At 33.3% G+C, this 17,955-nt stretch carries 13 protein-coding genes; 5 read left to right on the top strand and 8 right to left on the bottom strand.

The annotated features are described in order from the left end of the window. Nucleotides 1-40 precede the first annotated feature (40 nt). From ACM55M_RS01485 to ACM55M_RS01465, 5 genes are all read left to right on the top strand, one after another. Nucleotides 41-1,912 carry an Nramp family divalent metal transporter gene (locus tag ACM55M_RS01485; protein WP_416855691.1) on the top strand — a complete coding sequence of 624 codons (1,872 nt, stop codon included), beginning with the start codon at nt 41-43 and terminating at the stop codon, nt 1,910-1,912. Nucleotides 1,913-2,012: 100 nt separating this feature from the next. Then, nucleotides 2,013-2,585: a GDSL-type esterase/lipase family protein gene (locus ACM55M_RS01480; protein WP_416855690.1), complete on the top strand. Its 573-nt coding sequence runs from the start codon at nt 2,013-2,015 to the stop codon at nt 2,583-2,585. A gap of 25 nt (nt 2,586-2,610) precedes the next feature. After that, on the top strand, nt 2,611-3,267 hold the full coding sequence (locus tag ACM55M_RS01475) for a metal-dependent transcriptional regulator (protein ID WP_416855689.1): 657 nt from the start codon (nt 2,611-2,613) through the stop codon (nt 3,265-3,267). Between the two features lie 689 nt (nt 3,268-3,956). After that, entirely contained in the window at nt 3,957-6,137 is a 2,181-nt protein-coding gene (locus tag ACM55M_RS01470; protein ID WP_416855688.1) for a TonB-dependent receptor plug domain-containing protein, read from the top strand. A gap of 107 nt (nt 6,138-6,244) precedes the next feature. Further along, nucleotides 6,245-6,661 (top strand): hypothetical protein, encoded by a 417-nt coding sequence (locus ACM55M_RS01465; RefSeq protein WP_416855687.1) that lies wholly within the window; start codon nt 6,245-6,247, stop codon nt 6,659-6,661. A gap of 106 nt (nt 6,662-6,767) precedes the next feature. Here the strand turns inward: ACM55M_RS01465 and ACM55M_RS01460 are convergent, their stop codons facing one another. The 8 genes from ACM55M_RS01460 to ACM55M_RS01425 form a co-directional block, all read right to left on the bottom strand. Further along, nucleotides 6,768-9,221 (bottom strand): PAS domain S-box protein, encoded by a 2,454-nt coding sequence (locus ACM55M_RS01460; protein WP_416855686.1) that lies wholly within the window; start codon nt 9,219-9,221, stop codon nt 6,768-6,770. A gap of 138 nt (nt 9,222-9,359) precedes the next feature. Continuing rightward, complete coding sequence (locus ACM55M_RS01455; protein WP_416855685.1) at nt 9,360-9,881, bottom strand: YfiR family protein; 522 nt, start codon at nt 9,879-9,881, stop codon at nt 9,360-9,362. Nucleotides 9,882-10,484: 603 nt separating this feature from the next. Continuing rightward, on the bottom strand, nt 10,485-10,616 hold the full coding sequence (locus tag ACM55M_RS01450; protein ID WP_416842136.1) for a FeoB-associated Cys-rich membrane protein: 132 nt from the start codon (nt 10,614-10,616) through the stop codon (nt 10,485-10,487). Between the two features lie 4 nt (nt 10,617-10,620). Beyond that, nucleotides 10,621-12,723, bottom strand: a complete 2,103-nt coding sequence (gene feoB, locus ACM55M_RS01445) for a ferrous iron transport protein B (protein ID WP_416855684.1) — start codon at nt 12,721-12,723, stop codon at nt 10,621-10,623. Beyond that, nucleotides 12,717-12,959, bottom strand: coding sequence for a FeoA family protein (locus ACM55M_RS01440; RefSeq protein ID WP_039108275.1), 243 nt, complete (start codon nt 12,957-12,959; stop codon nt 12,717-12,719). The genes feoB and ACM55M_RS01440 overlap by 7 nt, the downstream gene beginning before the upstream one ends. Before the next feature lie 166 nt (nt 12,960-13,125). Continuing rightward, on the bottom strand, nt 13,126-13,791 hold the full coding sequence (locus tag ACM55M_RS01435; RefSeq protein ID WP_416855683.1) for an SCO family protein: 666 nt from the start codon (nt 13,789-13,791) through the stop codon (nt 13,126-13,128). Between the two features lie 136 nt (nt 13,792-13,927). Further along, nucleotides 13,928-16,246 (bottom strand): TonB-dependent receptor, encoded by a 2,319-nt coding sequence (locus ACM55M_RS01430; protein ID WP_416855682.1) that lies wholly within the window; start codon nt 16,244-16,246, stop codon nt 13,928-13,930. Nucleotides 16,247-17,031: 785 nt separating this feature from the next. After that, the gene (locus tag ACM55M_RS01425) at nt 17,032-17,955 is read right to left on the bottom strand and encodes a DMT family transporter (protein WP_416855681.1); all 924 of its coding nucleotides are present in this window, start codon (nt 17,953-17,955) and stop codon (nt 17,032-17,034) included.

Below are 17,955 nucleotides of genomic sequence, written 5' to 3'. Positions count from 1 at the left end.
ATTTTTTAATTACTTTTGTATCAATAATTTAATTTCAACCATGGGAAAATCTTTAGAAGAAGTTCACGGATCGGTAGTCACACAAAATAAAAAATCAGTTTTCAGAAAAATATTAGCTTTTTTCGGACCAGCCTATTTAATCAGTGTTGGTTATATGGACCCGGGAAATTGGGCTACTGATATTGCCGGCGGGAGCCAGTTTGGTTATGCCTTACTTTGGGTTTTATTGATGAGTAACATTATGGCTTTGTTGTTGCAAAGTTTGAGTGCTCGATTGGGAATTGTTACTCAACGCGATTTGGCACAAGCCTCACGAGAAACGTATTCGCCATTTATCAATTATATATTGTATTTCCTTGCTGAAATTGCTATTGCAGCCTGTGATCTAGCCGAGGTTTTAGGAATGGCAATCGGGATCAACTTATTGTTTGATATTCCGTTGATCGAAGGAGTGTTAATTACAGTATTAGATACTTTTTTGTTATTATTCTTGATCAATAAAGGCATCCGTAAAATGGAAGCTTTCATTATTGTATTGGTAGCAATCATTGGGTTCTCTTTTATTTTTGAGATGATTTTTGCCCAGCCTGAGATGGATAAAGTGTTGTTTGGGTTAATTCCTTCGATGCCCAATCAAGCGGCATTATATATCGCTATTGGAATTATTGGGGCAACGGTTATGCCGCACAATTTGTACCTGCATTCCTCATTGGTGCAAACCAGAAATTTCGATAGAAGCAATGGGGGGATTAAGCAGGCTTTAAAATACAATTTCATCGATTCTGCAATTGCATTAAACTTAGCCTTTTTAGTGAATGCCGCCATTTTGATATTGGCTGCAGCCACATTTTACAAAAACGGAATGTTTGAAGTGGCAGAAATTCAAGATGCCCATCGCTTCTTAGAACCTCTTTTAGGAAGTAAATTTGCCCCTATTTTATTTGCAGTAGCCTTGATTGCTGCCGGGCAAAGTTCCACAATTACAGGAACACTTGCCGGTCAAATTGTGATGGAAGGGTATCTTAATTTACGTATTCAGCCTTGGGTTCGAAGAATCATCACCCGACTGATTGCCATTGTTCCTGCGGTTATTGTAATTACGATTTATGGGGAAAGTGTCACTGGGAAATTACTGATTTTGAGCCAGGTTATCCTGAGTTTACAGCTGGGTTTTGCGATTATTCCGCTGATCCATTTTGTAAGCGACAAATCAAAAATGAAGGGATTTCATATTGGTAAGGTTACCCAAATTGCTTCATGGGTTATTGCAACCATTATTGTTTCATTGAATGCAAAATTGGTTTTTGATGAAATTAATGGTTGGCTCGAAACTTCCCAAAATCCAATAGTGTTATGGTTAACCGTGGTTCCTTTAGCTATAGGTTTCTTGATTTTGTTGCTTTATATCATAGTGAAACCTTTCATTTCTAAAACAAAAACTAGGATTCTAAACCATTCGCCACACAATTTAAAGTTGCAATTCTCTAAAACTGCAATCTATAGCAAAAAAAATATTGCTGTTTCGGTAGATTTTTCCAGCGCTGATGAAGTAGCATTGAACAACGCTTTTCAATTAGGCGGAATTGATGCGAAATACACCTTAATTCACGTGGTAGAAACCGTTGGAGCGCTTGTTTATGGCGAAAATATTGACGATCATGAAACTTTAATAGACGAAAAACTATTAAACGAATATAAAGAAATGTTGTCGGAAAAAGGATTTAAAGTGGAAACAAAATTGGGATTTGGGAAACCTAATAAAGTGATTCCTAACATTATCAATGAAGGAAATTTTGATATCTTGGTCATGGGAACGCACGGACATACTGGATTCAAAGATTTAATCTTTGGAACTACTGTTGATAAACTTCGCCATAAAATTTCGATACCTTTGCTGATCGTGAAAAATTAAATTTCAAAAAATTATGAACTTAAAAAGGAAATGGATCGTTTTTTTACTTACTGTATTTTTTCTAAATACAGTACATTCCCAGGGATTTAAAGCCGATATTTTGGCATTTAAAAAACAGGATTCGATTGTGTTTCCGCCTGGTAATGCAATTCTGCTTGTAGGAAGTTCATCATTTACAAAATGGAAAGATGTCTCCTCTTATTTTCCAAATTATACGATTATTAATAGAGGTTTCGGAGGGTCAACTTTGTTGGATGTTATCCGATATGAAAACGATATTATTTTTCCTTACAAGCCCAAACAAATTGTAATTTATTGTGGAGAAAATGATATCGCTTCATCCGATTCAATCACTGGGAAAATTGTTTTTGAAAGATTTAAAATATTATATCAGGACATTCGAAAAGAATTTCCCAAAACAGCAATTGTTTATATCTCAATGAAGCCAAGTCCAAGTAGGTGGAAAATGAATGAAAGACTAATTGATGGAAATGAACGAATAAGAAAATTTATCAAAAGGCAAGATAATACACTTTTTCTTTCTGTTTGGGAAAAAATGCTTGATGCCAATAAAAAACCGATACCGACAATTTTTTTAAAAGATAATTTGCACATGAATGCGCAAGGATATTCGATCTGGCAAAAAATTATAGAGCCAGTATTATTAAAATAATTTTATTCTTAAAACTTACAACAAAATGACTTTTTCAGAAGAAAATTATCTCAAAACCATATTTCATCTAACGATTCTTTCGGATTCAGAAATAAGCACTAATGCCATTGCCGAAAAAATGGAAACAAAAGCTTCTTCAGTGACTGATATGCTCAAGAAATTGGCGGAAAAAGATTTAGTTAATTACGTAAAATACCAAGGCGTTTCTCTCACCGATAAAGGGACATTGTCTGCAAAAATGATTGTGAGAAAGCACCGTCTTTGGGAAGTTTTCTTAGTCGATAAGTTAGATTTTTCCTGGGACGAAGTACATGATATTGCGGAACAACTTGAACATATAAAATCAGAAAAACTCATCAACAAACTCGATGATTTTCTGGGAAATCCGACCGAAGATCCACATGGCGATCCGATTCCAAATGCGAAAGGACAGATTATAAAAACGGAAAAACAGTTGCTTTCTGAATTGACGGTGGACCAAACAGGAATTTGTGTTGGTGTTAAAGATTCCTCGGCAGATTTCTTGAAATATTTGGACAAGCAAGGAATCGCATTGGGCTCTAAAATTGAAATCATCAGTAAGGAAAGTTTCGACTTGTCTCTGAAAATAAAAGTGGATTCAAAAGAAATGACGATTTCGAACAAAATTGCAGCAAATCTATTTATGAAAGTGGGTTATTGATAATTATAATCGTCACCACAGTTTTATCGGATTTTTTCTTTTTGAAAAAGAATTTTTTAACAAAAAAAATACGGCAATTCCCAGAGCGACAAAGCTGAAATTTCTTGAAATATCCTGCTATATTTAAAATTTATTGTACATTTACTATACAATTTAGTTGCAACTTTCGGATTTTAAATAATCCAGCTTCTGAAAAAGAACACACACACAAATAGCCCCTCTATTAGTTTTTTTGTACTCAATACATATCAAATTTATTCGCAAAACATATCAATAAACGCACCTTGTTTTATTTGTTAGAGGAAAAGATCGAAAATGTAATTTAAAATTTCGCAAAATGTATTCAAAACTAAAAAATACCTAAAGCAGGTTTTCCAATAGCCCGCAATCACTTTGGAAATAACCGGCAAAAAGAACACATCGCAGGGAGCACCGGCATTGCTACGAATGAAGTTAAAATTTTCATGACCATCCTTCTTTTCTTAGCCCTTTTTTTTCACAAGCACAGAATGATTCCATTATGAAAATTGCCTCACTTAGTGAGCGTCGTTAGATGAACTAATGACATCACCGTTGATACTTGTAATTACTGCACAGCAGATTATGGAGGGTATAAGGAATTGGATGACGTGCCAGGATATTGCTCGCAATTGATGAAACTGGCAATAATTTGATTAAAACTTAAAAAGATGAAAACTAAAACTTTTTTTACGCTTCTGCTTGCAATGACATATTATTTGTCAAATGCTCAGGAAGATACAGTTTTAACGGCTTCGAAATTGTTTGAGCTCTCTCTGGAACAATTAATGAATATAGAAATTACAACGGTATCAAAAAAAACTGAAAAGGTAAGTGAAGCTCCTGCAACGGTTTTTGTAATTACTCAGGAAGATATAATGAATCGTGGTTATTTGTATTTGAAGGATGTGCTGCGTGATTTGCCGGGAATGGAAACTATTGAAAATTATTTTTCAGAGCAGGGAACACTCGTTCCTGTGAGGGGTGTGGTGGGAAACAATAAAATAATTGTATTGGTAAATGGTAGTAGAGTAAATCCGCCCGGAGGCGAAGAAATGATGTTTCGCAGCGATTTTAATATTTTACAAGCCAAACAAATTGAAATAATATACGGACCCGGTTCCGTCCTTTACGGACAGGATGCTATAAGCGCTGTAATCAATGTTATTACCGAACAACCACAGGAAAAAATAAAAGTAGATGTATTTAGCCGTGGCGGAATGAATAATGATAAAGAGCTGGCAATATCCATTTCAAGCAGGCTAACGGATGATGCTCATCCCTATATCGGACTTTCTTCATCCTTCAGTTATATCAATTCCGACCTTAGCAAGATTGATAAAGAATATCCCAAATGGTGGGACAGTACTTATAACAAAGTAATTGCAAAAACTAAAATAAGAAATACTCCTTATCGTTTTGATACAGGTTTCAATGGTTTCCTGAGAGTGGAAAGTGAGAATTCATCCATACAATTATGGCACAGAGAATCATCGCGGAGTTCTGCCGAAGGTGGATATACTCCAGTTCTTCAATTTGTAAATGAAGCAATATGGCACGACAGGACAACTGTAGTTTCGGGAACTAATAAATTTAATGTTTCTGATAAAGTAAAATTAAACGCATCAATAACCTATAGTAGGTATGAAATTGCACCGGAAACCCGCTATGTTTTTCCAATAAATGATTCCACCATTATTCTTAATGCCTATAAATATGGAATAGGTACAGGAGTTAGAATAGAAGAACAACTTGATTATGAAATTTCAAATAAAATATCGCTGACAGCCGGATTACTTGTCGGCCTTTATGATATTATTCCTAAAGCGACAGTATTTGGCGGTGCCGATCCTAATAAAGACATTATTTCCCAAGCTGGCATTTTTAATTATTACACAATAAAAGGGGACCCGTTTTCCAAAGTTGAATTGCAAAACGCCACGGATGTAAATTACAGAAATTACGGTGCATATATAGAGGGAAGATTTCAACTCTTAAAAAACTTAAAAGCCATTACAGGTTTCAGGATGGATGTTGACACTCGATTTACAGAATCTCCGTTTAGCCCGCGACTGGCTTTAATTTACAACCCGAGTGAACATTTTAATATAAAATATATTTTTAATAAAGGATATCTTGCCCCAGCGCCTTATTTCAGTTACAATGTATTTGATAACGGGGAAAATATAAATACCTTTAATGCAAGCCTTCAGGCAGAGCGAGTTATATCCAATGAAATCAATTTCAATTGCCAATTCAAAAAACTTTCTTTGAGTTCGGCATTTTATTACAATACCCAGCAAAACCTTATTGAGCTGGATGATGGTCGCGTGAATCCTGCAAACCTTGTTAAGGATGCTGTTTGGGTAAATCCCGATGGAACAGGAGAACGCGTGCTTTCACAAACAGCAAACTCAGGTAATACAATTACCTATGGAACGGATTTGTTTGGTACGTATAAAACTAAATATTTTTCATACTGGGCTTCCTTTTCGTATGTAAATTATACTGTCAATCAAAATAATATTAAATCAGGATTAAGCGGTATATCTCCGGTTAATATTCGTTTTGGACTAACGTGGTTTCCTGTTAAAATGTTATCGATCACTCCAAGTATTATTTTTCGCAGCACACCAGATAATATTATAACTACATTTGGATTAGATGAGGAGATAAAAAATCCATACCAGTTGAATCTCAATATCAACTATAAACCTACAAAATGGCTCAATATATTTATTAATGGCACTAATATTACAAATCATAAATATGCTCTAAAAGGTGTAATTGGTCCTACTCCGCAGGAAACTATCCATGTATTGGCCGGATTAAGATTTATGTTTAAAAAATAAAAATAGATCACAAGGATTTAACTATTTCGAATAAAATTGCCACCAATCTTTTTGTAAAACCGCCTAATCAAAGGCACTATATTTGATATGATTAAAAGAAAAATCAAATGAAAAATAGTCTCTTAGTCTTTTTATTGGTTTTTAGTGTTTCCGTTTTTGCTCAAAACACTCAAAAGGAAAACATAAAATACGTAAAAATCACCCAAAAAATATGCCTTAAAAAAACAGGATATCAATTGGTTCTGGCAGCAGTCATTTCTGATTCCCGTTGTCCGGAAGGCGTTACATGCGTTTGGGCTGGAGAAGCTTCAGCAGTTATTTCTGTTTACAAAGATTCAAAATCAGTTGAGGGCAAAACCATCGTTTTTTCTCACAAAAATGAAGAAGAAAACAAGCAATGGTTTGCTAAATATTTGCCTGAAAAACAAAGAAAAATTAAAAGCATCAGTGTTTTTCCTTATCCAAAACAAGTTGTAACCGTTGTTAAAAAAGACTATTATATAAAAATTGAGTATTTGAAATAAACCTGGATCCAACAGCAAATAACTGTGTTTTACTATCATTCTTAAATGAACTTAAATTTAAAAAAGAGTTCAGTATTTATGTTTAATTGATAGTATAGCTCTATTTTTATCGCTTTTTAAAACCAATTAATTTTCGGTATTTTTGCTCGCTTTCTTCTAAAGCGACCTCAAGTTCTTTGTAAGAGGTAATGTCTTTTATATTAGCAACCGCGGCTATAACATAGTTGTTTTCGTCGATTATTGGTCTACCGCTAATGATAACCCTTTTTTTTGCTTTAGTTTCAGAATCTTCAATTATTATCTCCACATCATCCGTTGATTCCCCTTTTAGTGCTTTTTCCAGTGGAAGATTCTGGGCAGGAAAAATGGTTTTTTCGTCAGGATAATACAATTCATATTTAGTTGACCAATCTAGGGTTGTTGGGGTTGTAGCATCTTGTTTTATTCCTATGATTTCTTCCGCCATGTGATTGGATAAAACAATTCTTTTTTGGTTATCAGTTACAATAATTCCCTCGCCAATATTTTCTAGAATTAATTTTAGTTTAAGCTCATTAAGATGCACTAACTTATCGGCTTCTTTTTTTTCATTTTCCATTTTTTTTCTTAGTGAGATATCTTTGATAAAAGCAATGAAAATATATTTACCTAAAATTGTAGCTGGCGATACAGTTAATTCAACATCAAATTCGACATGTTCTTTGTTAAGGGCTGTGATTTCTATTGTTTTATTAATAATAGGTCCCTCACCTGTTATAAGAAAATTTTGAAACCCTTTAGTGTGATTTTCTCTATACTGTGGAGGAATAATTAACGTATGCATAGGTTTCCCCAAGACTTCCATTAATGACCATCCAAATATTTTTTCGGCTTGTGGATTCCATCTAATAATGTTTCCCTCATCATTTATTACAATTAAAGCATCTGGTGCCTCATTAAATATGGTTTGCAATTGACCTTCGCTTTCTTTTAATTTTTGTTCGGCTGCTTTGCGTTCCGTAATATCTCTCATAATAGATTTATGTCCGGTTATTTTATTTCCTTCTCTTAATTGCATTACCGTTTGTTCTACCCATTTTTCTTCTCTGGATTTGGTAAGGATGGGAAATGAGAATAATGTTTCATCTGTTTTATTTTTAAATTGGTTAAAATAGAACTCCGCCACACGGTCTTTCCACTCGGGAGCCACGATTTCTGAAAAATGTTTTCCTATAATTTCATTTTGAGTGTAACCCGTTAGTTTTTTACATGCAGGATTGATATAGGTAAAATAACCTTTGTAATCAGAAGTATGGACAACATCACTGATATTTTCCACGATTTCACGATATTTTTCTTCGCTTTTGCGAAGGGTTTCTATGGCTTCTGCTAATTGTGAAGTACGTTCTGTTACTTTTCGTTCCAGTTCTTCATTTAGGTTTTTAATTTCGGTTTCTGAAGTTTTTCGTTCTGTGATATCATGAATAACCAGAACTCCGCCTGTTATTCCACCGGCAGGATTTTTTAAAGGTCTGGCAGTTATAATTACAGAAAGACCCTCAGGTTTTTTGTAATTTTGGATAAATAGTTCCATATTATCCACTTCTTCACCATTTAATGCTTTAACCAAAGGAAGTTCGTTTGTGCTAAAAGCTGTTTTGGTGTCGGGCAAAAAGAAGCCATAGGTTTCGGCCCATCTTTCGATAGGAATATCCATAGGTCCCATTCCAATTATTCGTTCACTGGCAGCATTCCAGAGGATGAATTTTTTGTTTTCATCAGCAACTATTAAGCCATCACCCATATTTTGTATGACCGATTGTAAAAGGGTATTTTGTTTATTCAGTTGTTCTTTGGATTGTGCCACTTCATTATCTCTCTTTTCAATATTTTCCAGCATATTATTAAGTCCCACGGAAAGAATGCTGATTTCATCTTTTCCTTCAACGACCATGCGGGTTTTATAATCACCGGTATCCTTTATCTGTTGTATGACTGTTACCAAGTTTAACAAGGGTTTTGAAATGTATTTTTTAATGATCATGGCAATTAAAAAGGCAAGTCCGATTCCGACAATTAATAATACGATTCCTAGACGCAAAACATCCATTTTTATTTTATTCAATTCTGATAGTTCAAAGTTGATACAAACCAATCCTATTGTTTTATTGTCTTTTTTGATTTTGCTGTAAACAAAAAGATTTTTATTGGTAAACAGAAAACTTTTTTGATCCATTGCGGGTACAACAAACCGAAATTTAGGATCGGCTCCCGGTTTAGTGTAGGATGCAAAAACATGGCCCTTTTTGTCCAGGATACTTGCATTTAAAATGTCGCTTTGTACTGTTAATTCGGATAGAATTTTCTTTGCGGCAGCATTATCCAAAAATTCAAGAGCGGAAACACTATTAAAACCTACCACTTGCGCAATGGCTATTGAACTTACCATTTTCCGGTCTTTGAACCCTTTTATGTCTATTAGAACAAAAGCTGCAATACAAAGCACTAATACAAATGCGGAGGTGAAAACCTGCATGAGTACCAGTTTATTTTTAATGGAGATGTTACGTAGATTCATCATTTGTTTGTTGTTTTCCAATATTAAAATAGAGTACTTGGCACACTATAAGTGCTCTGTAAAGTTGCTTTCTTTAATGTCTCCCTTTTTTGCTCAAATTCACGCACAAATGGAACCATACTAATGTGTGATTTGAAACGATTATTGTACGATTATTGCATGTTGCAGCAAGAATGAACTAATCCCAATTCCGGATTTATTTATTGCTTTTAGATTTACTTCAAATTTTAATTTATTTTCGACTATAACAAAATTCATCTGTGCCCCTTTTTTTCCATAACCATTTCGTTCTGTTACAATTAATACTGGCTTACCAGAAAATTTAGAAAGAATGGTTTCAATTGGGATGGTACTATTATATGGGACAAATAGAATATTACAAAAACTAATTTCGTCCAAATTTTTATATTCTTTTATATCAATTTTTTTATTTTTAGGCATCTCAAGTAATGAAGCGGTAATTGGACTTTGTTCCAAAACAGCAATCTTAAAAGCTTGATTTTTAGAATAATCTTTCCAATTAACATAATCTATAAAACGATAAAGAAAAGCAGCTTTTAAAGCATATTCCTTTCCCCCGGCATTCACTTGGGCCGCTATTGAATTTCCCCCCATCAGTATGATGATTACCCCCCAAAAAAAGATGTGATTTTTAAGTATCATGACATTTATTTTTAACGAAGTTTCTACGTAATTTAAAAAATTAATTCTATTGTTTTTTTAAATTCTGATTTTAGAATTTATAGCTTAATGACAAGCTGAACAAGGTTTTCAATTCGCTAAAGTGAAATCGATTGCATCAGAATAACTGTAAAAAGCTTTCATTTACACTCTTAATACATTTTTTTTTGTGAAAAAGTAGCCAATGAAATGAATAATTATAAAAAAAGTTAAGTTGCTTTTTTTATAACGAATAGGTGCTATATCGAGATTTCTTGTAGTTTTCTCCTTTAAATTATTAAAAGATACCGATTACCAATTCATTAGTGGTTCTATAATTCCAATTGCTGGGTAGGAGTAAAGCTAAAAGTCCTGAAATTATGTTCAAAAGCATCTTGATTCAAACACAAATCACAAAACATTTTTTTAAATAAAAATGGAAGTGACTGATTTTGAGTCTAAAACGCGCTTTTATATTATGTAAATTTAGTTAATTTAAATCAAATAGTTTAAATTAATGGCTGGATTTTATTCTTTTAAATTAGTCCAGTTTAATTGTCTCTTCATTCTTAAAGTTTAAAAATGAAATGAATTTAGAAAATAATTTTAATGACAGCCACAATCATCATCATTACCGCAATTTTTATCTGATTTTTTCTTTTTGAAAAAGAATTTTCGGATTAAAAAAGCAAGTGCAATCGCGAGCGCTACAAAAGCTATAATTTCCTGAATATCCATAAATTTATTTTAGAATTTGATAGGCAATAAATGCTACAACATAGGCAAAGCCACTCATGAATATAAGTTGTCCTAATGGCCATTTCCAACTGTTAGTTTCTTTTTTGGTAATGGCAAGTGTGCTTGCACATTGCAATGCAAAAGCATAAAATAACAATAACGATATCCCTGAAGCAAAATTGAATATTTTCTTTCCTGTTTCAGGATTGATCTCAGCAGCCATTTTATTCTTTATAGTGACCTCATTGTCGCTGCCACCAACACTATAGATGGTTGCTAATGTTCCCACAAATACTTCTCTGGCCGCAAACGAACTGATAATGGCAATACCTATTTTCCAGTCATATCCCAAAGGAGAAATCGCAGGCTCAATCGTTTTTCCCATTAAACCAATATAAGAATTTTCTAATTTTTGTGAGGCAACTGCATTTTCAAATTCTGTTTTTGACAACGGTTTCTCTTTGGTTTTTTCAACAACAATAGTTTCTGCATTATTGAATTTCTCTCCAGGGCCGTATGAAGCCAAAAACCATAAAACGATCGAAATTGCTAATATGATTTTTCCTGCACCAAAAATAAATGCCTTTGTTTTTTCGATTACATTAATTCCCACGTTTTTGAAAAGCGGTAATTTATAATTGGGCATTTCAACAACAAAGTAGGTTTTCCCTTTTATTTTTAGAATCTTATTTAAAATGTAAGCCGAAAAAATCGCCATTCCAAAACCCAAAAGATACAATAACATTAAGGTCATTCCTTGCATATTCAAAATTCCAAAAACGTGAGTATCAGGAATTACAAGTGCAATAATGATGGCGTAAACAGGCAACCTGGCAGAACATGTTGTAAAAGGAGTTACAAGTATGGTGATTAATCTTTCTTTCCAATTCTCTATATTTCTAGTTGCCATAATCGCTGGAATTGCACAGGCTGTTCCTGAAATAAGCGGTACAACGCTTTTACCAGATAAACCAAATTTTCGCATGATTTTATCCATCAGGAAAACAACTCTGCTCATATAACCACTTTCTTCGAGAATGGAAATGAACATAAACAAGAAGGCAATTTGTGGTATAAATATCAAAATTCCGCCAATTCCGGGAATAATTCCTTGCGAAATTAAATTGGTTAAAACTCCCGCAGGTAAATGGTCGGCGGCCAGAGAGCTCAACGATGCAAAAGTGCTATCGATGAAATCCATAGGAATTTTGGACCATTCGAAAATAGATTGAAAAATTACAAATAAGATTAAAAAGAAAATTACATAGCCCCACACTTTATGCGTGAGTACACGATCCAGTTTGCTTCGGAAATCTTTAGCGACAGTTTCATCTACTTTCAATCCTACTTTCAGCACGTCATTGATAAACTGATAACGTTTTATGGTTTCTTTTTGTTGCAAACGTTTCAAATCCGAGTGCGATTTTGTCAACGAGCTTCGAATTTCATTACGATCTAAATTCAAGAAATTTACATCCTGAGTAATTACCAACCATAATTTATACAACAATTGATTCGGGAATGTTTTGCGTAACGTATTGAAATATTCTGGATCAATACTGGACGCATTCAAACACGGTTCGCTAGAAATTGTTTTGTAGGTGACAATTAATTTTTTTAATTCATCGATTCCAAAACCTTTTCGGGAACTAATCAACGCAATCTTGGTTTTTAGATGCTCTTCAAGATAAGGAATGTCAAGTGTTATTCCTTTGTATTCCATTCTATCAGCCATGTTTATGACTAAGATAGTAGGGATTTCTAAATCTTTTATTTGTGTAAAAAGAAGTAAATTACGTTTCAAATTTTCAACATCGGTAACTACAAGGGCTACGTCTGGATATAATTTGTCATTTTTATTCAGGAGCAATTCAATAACTACATTCTCATCAATAGAACTTGCATTCAAACTATAGGTTCCCGGTAAATCTAGAATATTGGCTTTTACATTATTGGGTAATTTGCAAAATCCAATTTTTTTCTCAACCGTAATTCCAGGATAATTACCCACTTGTTGGTTTAAACCCGTCAATTGATTGAAAACGGAAGTTTTACCCACATTAGGATTTCCTATAAGAGCGACATTAATGTTTCGATTGCTTACCATAAGTTGGTTTTCATGATTTCAACTTCGATTTCTTTCGCCGTTTCTATACGGATAGCAACATGTGAACCATTAATATTCAAATATAAAGGATCTCCAAAAGGAGCAATTTGCAGTAATTCTACCATATTTCCGGGTAGACAACCCATTTCTAATAGTTTTAAAGGAACGATATCAATATCAAAATCTTTGATAATGGCTTTTTCGCCTTTTTTGAGGGATTGTATCGTTGTTCGCAAGACTTATTTAGATTGAATTAAGATTGCAAAAGTACATATTATAATGCCAAAACAAATGATAATTATCATTTTTGTAATTTTTTGGGATAAATAAAAGCTAAGAAATGGAGACTGTTTATTGGACTAATAAAGAAGGGAAACGGCTGGAATCCAATTTTTTAATTTTTTATTCGGTACACAAAAAATTAATATCCTCTATCAAACGTTTCATGTCTTCTTTTTTAGTTCCGTCATAAAAACCGCGAACCCGTCTTTTGGTGTCGACCAAAACAAAATTTTCGGTGTGAACCATATCATACAACTGTTCTGGCTTTCCTAATTTGACTGCCAAATAGGATTTTCTTGCCATCGTATAAATGGCTTTTTTATCTCCGGTGACCAAGTTCCATTTGCTGTCAACAACCCCATGTTTAATAGCATACGCTTTCAAAACAGGAACGCTGTCAGTTTCTGGGAAAACGGTATGGGATAGCAGCATTACTTTTGGATTATTAATAATTGCTTTTTGAACTTCGGCTAAATTAGTTGTCATTTTGGGACAAATAGAACCACAGGTGGTAAAGAAAAAATCAGCTACATATACTTTGCCTTCGTAATCCTTTTGAGTGATGGTTTTTCCGTTTTGGTTTACAAATGAAAAATCAGCAATGGTATGGTATTTACTGATGTATTGAACGGTACTGTCTACTAATTCCGGGTTTACATCTGATGGATTAAAAATAGGTAGTGTTTTATTTGGTTTTAGAGCCACATAAAACAAGTAAATTGTTATGATAGAAAAGACTAATAAAACACCAAAGAACTTTCGGTATTTATAAAAAATAGATTTCATAAAAGTAATTTGGAGCAAAAATACGAAAAGGTAATTTTAAAAAAGAATCTCTTTTAATTTTATCAATTTTGAATAGCATAAAAATTAAAAACTGCTGTATTTTTAGGACAAATACTATTGCATTCCTTTATCTTTTTTAAAATTTAACTATTAAATTACAAAACAGTTGTCTTCCATGCTGTAAAAATTGTTTTGGACCACCTATTCTTATATTGGGTTGGTAAAATTGGGAATCAAATACATTCGTAACCAGTAATTGTGTAGTGATTTCGGCATCGTATACTTTTATTTTCACATAAGAAAATGTGAAATCAACCTTAGTAAAAGCTGGAATGGTAATTATTTGTGTAATGTCCTTATTACCATGTTTTGCTTGAATTTGAGAATAATAATTGATTCTTGAATTGATTGTAAAGTTATCAGTTGCATTAAAAGTCAAGCCTCCGGTTATTCTGTGCGGATAAACACCAAGATTTACGGTGCTCACCCCAGCGTAATCGTCAGCATCTTTTTTAACATAAGAATAACCAATTTCAGTTTTAATTTTTCCTATTTTATAAAAAAATTGGCTTTCAATACCAAAGACATTTATCACATTACTTGAATTTATGAACCCTCCCGTTTCGGTAGGTTCAATAAAATTTGTTGCTATATTTTTGTAGGTAACGATATTCGCTATTAAATTACTTGTAAACGATTGATTAATTCCAATCTCAAAAGTATTCATACGTGCCGGATCAAGTTCATTAACTACATTATTTACGGATGAGGCACCAAGTTCAAAAATATTAGGTTCACGGAAAGCTTGCCCAAAAAGAAATCGTATTGAAGTTTTTTGAAATGGTGTGTAAACCAAACCACTGCGAAAAGTAAAAATGGATTTATAAATATTGTGGTGATCAAATCTTCCACCCAGCGTGACATATAATTTATCGAAAAGCGTTTTTTGCAACTGTAAAAACAGTGAATTTTTATACTGACGAAAAAATGGTTTGCGCATTCTATTTTCAATAGAGCGTGTTTCATCAAAACTAATATTTAATCTATCTGTAGAACGAGCTAAACCTAACAAATCAAACATATCAAAAGTATAACCACCAATAATAGATAGGGTTTGACTTGGAACATAATTTAATTGGATATTTCCTTTATATCGTTTTGAACCTGAACTCGATTGTTGTGAATAGGCCATCATAAAATTGTCTTTAATTTCATGATCCGTAAGGGAAAAGTCCGGATTATGCCCATTTTTCACAAGAGTGTCATAGATAGCGTTGTCAAAAGTGTAATTTACTCCCCAGAATCTTTCTTTATAAAATTGAAGTTCTGTATTAATTTTAAGTTTGGCAGTAATTTCTTTTTCCATACCGGCATAATACAAGGCTAATTGACGGTAATCACTTTGATTAATGTAATCTAACGAAATATTTTCAAGTCCTTTACTGCCTTTAAGCTCATAACCTTCTATTCCCAAATAAAAACCTTTATAAGAAATTTTTGCAGCATAGGGAAGCGACCAGCTCCTTTGTTTAAATTCTTGGTTTGCGGGAAACGCGTTATGAGGAACTCCTTGTCTGAAATTTATGGTATCTTTTATAAAATCTTTATAATCCCAAAGATTGCTACGGAAATATCTAAAACTCCCACTAATACGAAAATCATTTAGATTTCTTCCAAAAACAATGCTTTGAGATTGAGTTCCTTGTGTCCCAATTCCAGTATGATACTCTATTTTATTAAATTCAGATGAATCATTTTTTGTGATGATATTAATAACACCAACCAGAGCATTTGCACCATAAAGAGCAGAAGCTGGACCTTGTAAAATTTCAACCTGTTTTATGTTATGCGTTGCAAATTGTGTTGAAATAAATGTTTCGGAAGCAAATAAATTTTGCATTTCTCGTCCGTTTACCAACAGTATCGTTTGCGAAAAATTACTTAAAAAACCACGTTGCCCGCCAAAAGTAAAATGGTCGGTTCTTATAGCTACCACACCCGGAACGTTTTCCAATAAATTTGTTAAATCAGTGTAACCGTTTTCAATAATATCTTTTTCAGTGACAACATAAATTGTTGCCGGTGCAATTTTCTGGTTTTCTGATTTTTTCGAAGCAGTTATAACTTCAATATTCATCAGTTCTTCTAAACTGAGTTCAAATAGCTCAACTCCAGCGATCAATGTCATGTTTAAATTTACCATATCACTGGTGATTTCAACCACCTGAACTTTGAAATTTTCTTTTGCAAATTCAAGTATTCCAGAAGTTACCGGCACTTCAATGGAATACTTTCCAGCGGCATCTGTAAAAGTTTTTAGGTCAGTGTTTTTTACACTAACTTTTACACTTTCAATAGGTCTGTTTGTTTTGTCGGTTATTACCCCAGTTACTATTCGTTGTGCAAAAATTATATTTACTGTGAGAACCAATATAATAAATAAAGACTTTTTCATGATTTCTTTTTTTATTAATAATTGATAAAAAACTGTCTTTTGAGTTGTGAATAAATATCTCAATCAACGCTATAAAATATTTCCTCCTGTTACCTTTTAAATAACCACTGGCTCTGGTATGTTTTGGTCGATGGCTTTGCTCAATTTCCATTTTTTTTAATACAACGGTCTTGAAAAATAGTTTTATCGCATTTACAATTTGGTTTTGAATACATGCTGATAAATTATTTTTAAGGATAAAACTAGTATTGTAAAGTATCGCATCTTAGGTGATTTCGGTAACTTTTTTTTTATAGTAGAAAACCAAAAACGATTTTAATGCCTCAGTATAAGTGTTTATCGTGCTCTAAGTATAGCGTTTGGATAGTAACGATTGTTTAATTTTTCTATTTACGTCCTTACCTTTTATAGCTCGAAGTTTAGGATTTTCTTCTTCTATATCTTAAAAATAATTTTATTATCTGATGTATTGGGTAAGCACCAACGTCCAAAGTCGGACTCCATCTTGGACCTTCTTTTAAATAAGCCACAAACCGATTTTCACTTCAGTTTTTTTTATGGGTTTCGCTGTTGATACTTTTTTTGGTTTTGGCGTACTAAAGTTAGTGAATTTTTTGTTTAAGATCGTTGCTTTTCTGATAAAATGGATAAAAAACAACCAAAAACCCGCTTCTCAATTAAAATCGTAATCTAATAGTTGTGAAATTTAAAATACAATTGGTGAAAGTAATAAGTCGATTTTGCGCCAACTTATTTCAGAATGAGACAATGACCAATAATATATATTATCTGCGCCCTTTTCTCAAGGAATAATTCACCATATACAATCCGAATAATGTTACCCCACCTCCTATGCCTAATGCAATAGTAAGCTCTTCTCCAAAAATAATTGTGCCTAGAATTACGGCCACAATTGGGTTAATATAAGCATAAATGCTATTTATTTCTGCAGGTAAGTTTTGAAGCGCATAGATAAAGGCAATGAAAGTAAGAATAGAACCAATGATAATCAAATAAGCAATTGATAACCAGGAGATCATGGGAATAGAACTTAAACTGACGGATGTTCCAGTTGCGCCTGTAAAGGCAAAAAGCAAAATACTGGACAGGAACATTTGCAATCCTAAACTAAAATAAGGATTAAAACTAGCTGCTTTCTTCTTGGTATATAAAGATCCAAATGCCCAAGTTAAAGTAGCAATTATCGAAATAAAAATCCCAAACCTAAAATCAGGGAGTAGGAAATCACTTAGATGATCATAGAAAATTACGCACACACCACCAAAACTGACTATCAAACCAATAACTGCTAGTCGTACCAATCGTTCGCCTCTAAAAAAGCTGATGATGACAACCCATAGTGGAACAAGAGCGCCTATGATAGCACCTAATCCACTACTGATATACTTCACGCCCCAGGTACTTAGTCCGTTGCTTAAAACAAAATTAAGGATACTGAGAATGATAATAGTTTTCCACTGTTTTCCTTTTGGCCAAGGGGTTTTTTTAAACATAAAAAAGGCAATATAAAGAAACCCGGCTAGAAATTGTCTGATGGCGGCAAGTTGTATCGCTGGCATGTGTTTTACGCCTTCTTTTGAAGCAATCCACGTGGTGCCCCAAAAAAAACTGACCCAACATAACGCTAATATAGGTAATCCAATCGCGTTAACTTTAGATGAAAAAGCGTTTTTAATTTTAGTTCTCAC

Source organism: Flavobacterium galactosi (assembly GCF_048158585.1).
GTDB classification, from domain to species: domain Bacteria; phylum Bacteroidota; class Bacteroidia; order Flavobacteriales; family Flavobacteriaceae; genus Flavobacterium; species Flavobacterium galactosi.
The sequence above is the reverse complement of the archived record's forward strand: the minus strand, read 5'-3'. Positions and strand labels throughout refer to the sequence as shown.